A 929-nucleotide genomic window follows, 5' to 3' on the forward strand; every position below is an offset into this window, starting at 1 on the left:
GCTCTCAAAGCAGTTCGAACTCCGCGACCTCACCCTGGTCCGCCGGGTGGAACTGGACGGGCACCGGGTCACCGGGGTCACCGTCCAGGACCTGCGGACGGGGGACACGTCATTTGTCGCAGCGGACATGGTTGTGGTTGCCGCCGATGCCTTCCGCTCCCCGCAGCTCCTGTGGGCCTCCGGGATCCGGCCGAAGGCCCTCGGCCACTACCTCACCGAACATCCGGTGGTCATCTCCACGGTGGCCCTGGATGCCGACAAGATGGGCCGGTTCGCCACCGAGGCGGACCTCGACGCCGAACTCGCCCGGCGTGCGCTGAACCCGGCTGATCCCGTTGCCGCGGTCAACCGCATCCCGTTCTCCGAGCCGGAGCACCCCTTCTCCGTCCAGGTCATGTACTCGGAGACCACGCCCTTCCCCATGGAGCCCGGAACCCCGTACTCACAGAACCCATGGGGCTACGTCAACATGGGCTACGGCATGCGCAAGCACCCCCGGTATGAAGATGCGGTCACCTTCGACGACAACGAGCCGGACTACCGCGGATTCCCCAACATGACCATCGAATACGAGCTCACCGAGCGGGAAAACGTGGAGATCGCCCAGGCCACAGAGCGGCTGCGCCGTGCCGGGAAGGCCCTTGGCGTCTTTGTTGCCGAGCCGCGCCTGATGCCCAACGGTTCGAGCCTCCACTACCAGGGCACCATGCGGATGGGCGCCATCGACGACGGCACTTCAGTGGCAGATCCGTGGTCGCGGGTGTGGGGCTACAGGAACCTGGTGGTGGGCGGCAATGCGCTGATTCCGACGGCGACGGCGATGAACCCCACCCTGATGAGCGTGGCGATTGCGGTCCGCGGCGCACGGAAGGTGGCAGAAGAACTGGGGGCCTGATCTGCTGGGAGCTTCCCGCCCGGAAGCAGCCGCA

General features: G+C 66.6%; 1 protein-coding gene. It reads left to right on the forward strand.

The window, feature by feature from the left end:
- A partial coding sequence (locus P2Q66_RS14045; RefSeq protein ID WP_275729048.1) for a GMC oxidoreductase occupies positions 1–895 on the forward strand: 895 nt, incomplete at its 5' end.
- Positions 896–929: the final 34 nt, after the last annotated feature.

The organism is Arthrobacter sp. Cr_A7, from assembly GCF_029222765.1.
Lineage (GTDB): Bacteria > Actinomycetota > Actinomycetes > Actinomycetales > Micrococcaceae > Arthrobacter.